Origin of the sequence: Bariatricus sp. SGI.161, assembly GCF_050313695.1 — a bacterium.
Taxonomy (GTDB): domain Bacteria; phylum Bacillota; class Clostridia; order Lachnospirales; family Lachnospiraceae; genus JAFBIX01.
Genome location: NZ_JBNPLX010000006.1, coordinates 134,414 through 140,413 on the forward strand (window position 1 = coordinate 134,414; position 6,000 = coordinate 140,413).

The following is a 6,000-nucleotide window of genomic DNA, read 5'->3' on the forward strand; positions in this document are numbered from 1 at the left end:
CGGCTTTTTCTATTGTAAAGAAAAAAGTCTGAACAACCTATGCTGAAGCAAGCATATTTTGGATATAATCCATAATACCAGTTTCCGTGTTTAAATCGTATTTTTCTCTAACAGAAACAAAGTATTCTTTAATAGCTTCTTTTGAAATTTCTTCCTGAGAAGGTTCGTTCTCCGAATATCCTTCTCGTGCATCAATCCATGGGTCTTCTTTATGAGTTATTCTTTCAAGAACTTTTCCACCATACATTCCAAATGTATTGACTACAAGATCAATCACTTCCCTTTCTTTTTCATCGAGATTAGTTGATTTTCCCTTTAACAACTCAAACCTGGGATCGTCAATAGGATCATATCTAAAGTTACTAAACATATCGTAAATTCCGGCATATACCGGACCATGAACCCATGCCTGACAATTGTCGTTAAACAACGGGGTTCCGTATTTAGAAAAATATAATCCCTGAATAAAGTATAATATTTTCTGTAATGCCAACGGGGTTACCTCTCCTAATTGTTCAAAAATATAAGAAATAACCATTAGCATTTTCGATGGTACACTAAATAAAGTATCTAATTCATCTATCGCAGACATAGCTTTTTTGTAAGCAGCGTCTGCAAGCTTATCCTTATTACTTTTTAGCAATCCTTTCATTACCTTTGTATCAGACAATGCTGCTCTCATAATATCAGAATATTCTTTTGAAGGAATCTGTCCTGCAAGGTAACGAGTTATTGTTACTTCTCCAAAGCCAAGCGCAATTGACAGAGGAGCCTTTCCTAAACTGTAAATCTTACCCAGTTTTTCAATTTCCTCTAATGAGACGATTCCTTCTGCTTTGCGAAATTGCTCGTCGATTTCTTTTGCATTGTAATCAAAGATTCCTTTTACTCCAACCTCACACCCGCATTCTTTGCAATGTGCGGTTGTAATCAGAAACTGGTACTCCTTTTCCCGAATAGATTTCGTTACTGGCGTTTTATGAAGTGCATATTCTGTTTCTTTTCTGCACTCCATACAAAATGCCCTCCTTCTTCCTGCCATTTTATTTTCCTCCTAAGATTCCTATATCTATTTAAAATAATATGATAACGGGTGCAATTCTTCCCTTTCAGATATTATATAATCGGTTAAAAGCTCCCTGTTTTTAGGTCGAGGAGCTATCTGATACTTTCCAGCATCAATAGCATCCCATACATCTTGAAGATATCTTTCAATATCATTTTTATCAAAGTGCATTTATAATTATCCTCCTCACCTGTCACATGATTGGATTTTTGCTTTTTCCTATCATTAGGATATCAGTACGAATTCATAAAGTCAAGTACCATTGATAGATTTTTTAGTTTTTTCTATCATCAAAATGTGTTTTGATTAATCTCTACAAATCCTTCACATCGATTCCCACGGATTCCGGCGGACTGGCAAGCTCATTTTTTGCTTTGGTTCTGGACATAATTCTTCCTGCTCCGTGAGGTGCGGAATAATTCCATTCAGGATTTCCTTTTCCTACCGCAAGAACACTTCCATCTCTCTTTTCAAAATATTCACCATAGCCACGATCAAGATCCACTGCCAGTTTCTGATAAAGCTCAGCTACCTGCTTGCCAAGGTTTCTGCTGCCTGAATGAATGATCAGATACCTGTTTCTGTCTTCAGCCTCATCACTTCAATGAAATGGCATGCCTCATCTTCTATATCTTTCGCATAGCAGATGGCTGTGTTTACTTTTCCTTTGATTTCTAACATTTGACTATTTCCTTCTTTCACTGTATTTACATTAAACTCAGCGTTCCTCAAGGGTTGCCTGAGGTGCTCCAACTGAGATAACGGAACAAAAAAAGAGCGCCCACCTTCATCAGATAAGCGATCCTGAAAATCTATGTATCTATTTTGCGCGAAGTCTTCTTTTATAACTCTTCCATTACTCCCTGCGTTTTCTACACAAATCCCAATAATGCTTCATGATATTGCTCCTCATGCATGGTTTCCGATTTCGTAGCACCACAAGGCAATTCTTTTTATCAATTCTTCATCGACCTTGCCATACGGAATGCGAATCGTTCCTTTTTACCACTTGCCCACGATATGAGTATATGTTACCCAGGGCATCGGAGAGCATTGAAAAACATCATTTCCTAATGGACCTGTAAAATATGCTTCCTGTTCTTCTGCAACTTTCTTTGCATAAACACAATATTCTTTCAAATCATCCATCATTGGAACATTTACTACTTTGAATAAATTAGTTTCCTTATTCAGATATGTAAAAGCTGTATCAATCCTCTCATATAAAGCAATCTTTCCATCAACAAAACGGTATCGAAACGCCTCAATCTGATTGGCACATTTACATACAGCATGAACCATCGCCATAGTAAATGATAAGTGATTCTCTTTTGTATATTTTTTAAGCCCGTTCACATCTGCCTCAAATGTAACACAAAATGCAGGTTCCACACTATTTCTGAAAACAGAACAATGTACTGCCCTTGGCCAACTGCTTTCATCAATTTCCGTATATTTATTTCCCATAGTCTGTTTCTCCCTTCTAAAGATATAATAGCCGCATTACATCACCGATGTTTGCGCTGATATCTTCCTCTGAGTTCAGCTTTTTGAAGAATATGACCTTCTGCTAATTTAAGAATATCTTCTTTCTTTGACTTTTCATTAGCCTCTAATGTGCAATCAAGAGTATAAAGTGTAAACAAATACTCATGATTCCAGTTGAACGGAGGCTTTGGACCACGATAACAGTGTTTTCCATAAGCGATTCCCTGTTCAATATGTATCGGATGTTCAATAATACTCCCTTTGGCAATACCTCCCGGAATACATTCTGTAGGCGTAATATTCCAGGCTACCCAATGATTATATCCCGGCTCTAAAAGATGACCAAGATCATCTAAAGTAATAACCATCGTTTCTGCTTCTGCGTCAATTCCTTCTATATGAAATTCCGGAGATTTATCTTCTCCAAATCCTGAGTTAAAATCAGGTATCCATCCGCCCTCAACGAAACAGGGGGTAGTAATCCTAAGCATATGAATTATCCTCCATCAATTTGAATCTGTTTATTTCTCCATAATAAAATTCGTTAATGCTATTCCATTTCTAATGACTGTTTGTTCTCTGATAACACGGTATCCTCGATGTTCAAAGAATGGTCTGGCAGTAATAGATGAATGAGTGGTAATTGTTCTTATGCTTACTGCCTGTTCCAATTTATCACATATTGCAGAAGCAATTCCTTCCCTCTGATGTTCTCTATGAACAAATAACCTGTCCAAATAGCCAGATTCATCAATATCTCCAAAACCAACAATTTCATTATTCTCTATTGCAACAATTGTAAAATGTTTCAAAAATGATTTATCCCATTCTTTCAAATCAACTGTACCAGTTGCCCACACGTCTAACTGTTCTTTTGTATAATCTTTCGCATTTACACTATGAACAGTTTGATAAAATAATTTTGCTAACTGTTCACAGTCGGAAGTTATATATTTTCGTATTTGCATTTTTTCCTCATAACTACTGATTTCTCTAATTCTACAAACCGGATTTGTTAAATTTCTTAAATTGACTTTTTCTCTATAGCCCATTTCTGTAAATCTCATTGATCACAGCCTGTGCATGTTCCATTTCTTTTTTCTGAATGATTGCATCTCTGTCACTTAAGATTGCAAGCATCTCATCCACCAGATCCTCAATCCGGGGATTACTCACTCGATACAAATACCCCAGCATCCGGGTGGCAGTATAATCTGTGTTCATATTTTTATAGGCAATTTCTGCACAGAACTCTTTGGGATATCCCCTGTCCAGTAAAGCCTTGTATAATTCATCGGTTCGTTCCGATGCCATAAGCAATCACTCCTGTAATTTTATTCAAGACTCGCTCGCGAGTCTTGGCGCGGGATTCGGGTCTGCAAAGCAGACAAAACACTAATCCGAATCCCTGCGCATCCTCGCGGAGCATATATCAGATGGGGATTGACACCCGCTACTGATATATATTTCTTGTTCACCGCCTGAAGAGGCGGGAGTCATATTCCATCTGATATTCTTTAAATCAATATTCCTTCCAGATGATCCAGCTCATGCTGACAGATCTGTGCCGGCCAGCCACTGAGTTTCTGTCGTTGCTTTTTCCAGTTCATATCAAAATATTCTACTTCGATATTCTCATATCGTTTTGTTTTCCTCACACCGGAAAGAGACAGACATCCTTCTTCTGTTTCATACGGAGTATCCTTGCTCAGCAAAACCGGATTAAACATCACGATATCTACGAATCCCATATTTACAATGATTACTCTCTTTTTCACACCGATCACTTCGTGCTACGCACTCAGTCGCTGGCACGCTTGCATGCTTACATGCCAGCATGACGCATTCTCACTTTGCCTTCGCGGATACTTCGTGCTACGCACTCAGTCGCGGGCACGCTCGCATGCTTACATGCCAGCATGACGCATTCTCACTTTGCCTTCGCGGATATTTGCAGCCATGCCTACACACCCGGCACGATTTGCCTGTAAAGTGTCCTGTAAATCCTTTCCCACCTGCAGATCTGCCTTTGTAGCAGGTTCTGACTTTCCCGACCAAAAGGTCTACCAGACCTTTTGTCTGGGCACTAAGGCGTGTCCCAGAAAGAACACATCTTTCATTATTGGCTTTACCATCTATCATTCCTCCGTATCAAATCATTTCACATTCTGATTATATCAACAAAATCATATTTCTACCATAGCGAGGTTTTTTCATTTTCATGTTGTATAAGGGGCTTTTTCCCATATAAGTGAGAGGTTCTTTTTCTAAGAGCAAGATCCACCAAACCTGCAGCGTCCCATACCCTCGTTTTCGACATCACAGATGTTTTATGGTAATATTTACTGATGCAGAGATGGCTCTTTTAGATCAGGGGGCATCCATGCTTGGCATTTCCAGATTAGAGTATTTGAAAAAATCACCTCTTGAAATTAAAAAAAGCGGTTCATGACATAGCATTTTCTGCTAATCATTACCGCTTTTAACCGTCCCCTGCGTAAATCGAACCCACAGCTAGCGCTTAGGAGAGCTCTGTGGTTCTGTTAATCCCTGTCAAGAACTGATATGTTTAGCCCTTTATTATCAAGGACTGTTTTCGCTTTCAAATCAAATTCTGGTAATCTGAATATCCTTTCTGTTAAGTCCAGATAAGCCCTGAAAATTAGCAGATTCTTTGCATTTGCTAACATCTGGGGAAAGCTCTGTTGTTACTAACAGATATCATATTTCGGCTACCATCCCCTTACAAGCGGGAATGATAAACAATATGTAATCAGCAGAGCCAAGCAGAAATACATAAAAATGGATCTGTGAGCTCGCTCACAAGAGACATTTTTTGTAGTTCTATTTGGCGAAGCCACACATCGAGGAAAACCGCAGGTTTTTCGAGGTTGGCTCTGCCTGATTACATGAATATTCAATTGACCAGATTTCTATAATTACTATACAACGTTATTGTTGATTTGTCTATGGGGGTTCGACTACGATTTTCTTTCCAAAATGCTTTATTTTTCTAATATATTATTCATCTCCTCTATTTCCATACATTTTCTTTTGCTGACCAAATTCCAAAAAATTCATTTTCACTCAGAATTGCATCATATAGTGGACCAATAAATAGATCAATCTGTTTTAATACTGAAGAAAAATCCGGCTTATCAAGCCCCGGCCCAGGATAATAATTAGTCCATAGATTTCGAAGAAATTCATTTTGGTCAAATGCCCTTATTTTCTCCATACTATCCTTCTCATATACAGTGCCTCTATGCTGTAGTGTTTCAAAAATAGCCTCCTGTAATACTCGACCATCAAAGTCAAAAACCTGCGACCAATAGAAAATATCGTAAAAATCTTTCATCCGGCTGGAAGCAGTCATTCTTTTTAAGATAGCATCAAATTTTTCTGCCATCGTACTTTCCAGCGAATATGTATAGATATTTGGCTCT

Annotated in this window: 6 protein-coding genes and 3 pseudogenes; all 9 read right to left on the reverse strand. The window is 38.2% G+C overall.

From position 1 onward, the window contains the following. Nucleotides 1-37: 37 nt before the first annotated feature. Complete coding sequence (locus ACQRBH_RS05435; RefSeq protein ID WP_427761122.1) at nt 38-1,042, reverse strand: type II toxin-antitoxin system antitoxin SocA domain-containing protein; 1,005 nt, start codon at nt 1,040-1,042, stop codon at nt 38-40. Between the two features lie 27 nt (nt 1,043-1,069). Next, nucleotides 1,070-1,237 (reverse strand): hypothetical protein, encoded by a 168-nt coding sequence (locus tag ACQRBH_RS05440; protein WP_427761123.1) that lies wholly within the window; start codon nt 1,235-1,237, stop codon nt 1,070-1,072. A 187-nt stretch (nt 1,238-1,424) separates the two neighbouring features. After that, nucleotides 1,425-1,664 (reverse strand): annotated as a pseudogene (locus tag ACQRBH_RS05445) (RtcB family protein); the annotation flags it as partial. A 419-nt stretch (nt 1,665-2,083) separates the two neighbouring features. Then, a pseudogene (locus tag ACQRBH_RS05450) lies at nt 2,084-2,533 on the reverse strand (CatA-like O-acetyltransferase); the annotation flags it as partial. Between the two features lie 41 nt (nt 2,534-2,574). Next, nucleotides 2,575-3,045 carry a YbhB/YbcL family Raf kinase inhibitor-like protein gene (locus tag ACQRBH_RS05455; RefSeq protein WP_427761124.1) on the reverse strand — a complete coding sequence of 157 codons (471 nt, stop codon included), beginning with the start codon at nt 3,043-3,045 and terminating at the stop codon, nt 2,575-2,577. Between the two features lie 30 nt (nt 3,046-3,075). Continuing rightward, nucleotides 3,076-3,522, reverse strand: a complete 447-nt coding sequence (locus ACQRBH_RS05460) for a GNAT family N-acetyltransferase (RefSeq protein WP_427761133.1) — start codon at nt 3,520-3,522, stop codon at nt 3,076-3,078. 73 nt (nt 3,523-3,595) lie between these two features. Then, nucleotides 3,596-3,868: a hypothetical protein gene (locus ACQRBH_RS05465; protein WP_427761125.1), complete on the reverse strand. Its 273-nt coding sequence runs from the start codon at nt 3,866-3,868 to the stop codon at nt 3,596-3,598. A 203-nt stretch (nt 3,869-4,071) separates the two neighbouring features. Continuing rightward, nucleotides 4,072-4,341: pseudogene (locus ACQRBH_RS05470) on the reverse strand (peptide deformylase); the annotation flags it as partial. 1,247 nt (nt 4,342-5,588) lie between these two features. After that, a partial coding sequence (locus ACQRBH_RS05475; protein WP_427761126.1) for a nucleotidyl transferase AbiEii/AbiGii toxin family protein occupies nt 5,589-6,000 on the reverse strand: 412 nt, incomplete at its 5' end.

What these genes read in the sequence shown, in the direction of transcription:
- ACQRBH_RS05435 (WP_427761122.1), bottom strand. Translation starts at nt 1,042, where the DNA reads ATGGCAGGAAGAAGGAGGGCATTTTGTATGGAGTGCAGAAAAGAAACA.
- ACQRBH_RS05465 (WP_427761125.1), bottom strand. Translation starts at nt 3,868, where the DNA reads ATGGCATCGGAACGAACCGATGAATTATACAAGGCTTTACTGGACAGG.
- ACQRBH_RS05460 (WP_427761133.1), bottom strand. Translation starts at nt 3,522, where the DNA reads ATGCAAATACGAAAATATATAACTTCCGACTGTGAACAGTTAGCAAAA.
- ACQRBH_RS05455 (WP_427761124.1), bottom strand. Translation starts at nt 3,045, where the DNA reads ATGCTTAGGATTACTACCCCCTGTTTCGTTGAGGGCGGATGGATACCT.
- ACQRBH_RS05440 (WP_427761123.1), bottom strand. Translation starts at nt 1,237, where the DNA reads ATGCACTTTGATAAAAATGATATTGAAAGATATCTTCAAGATGTATGG.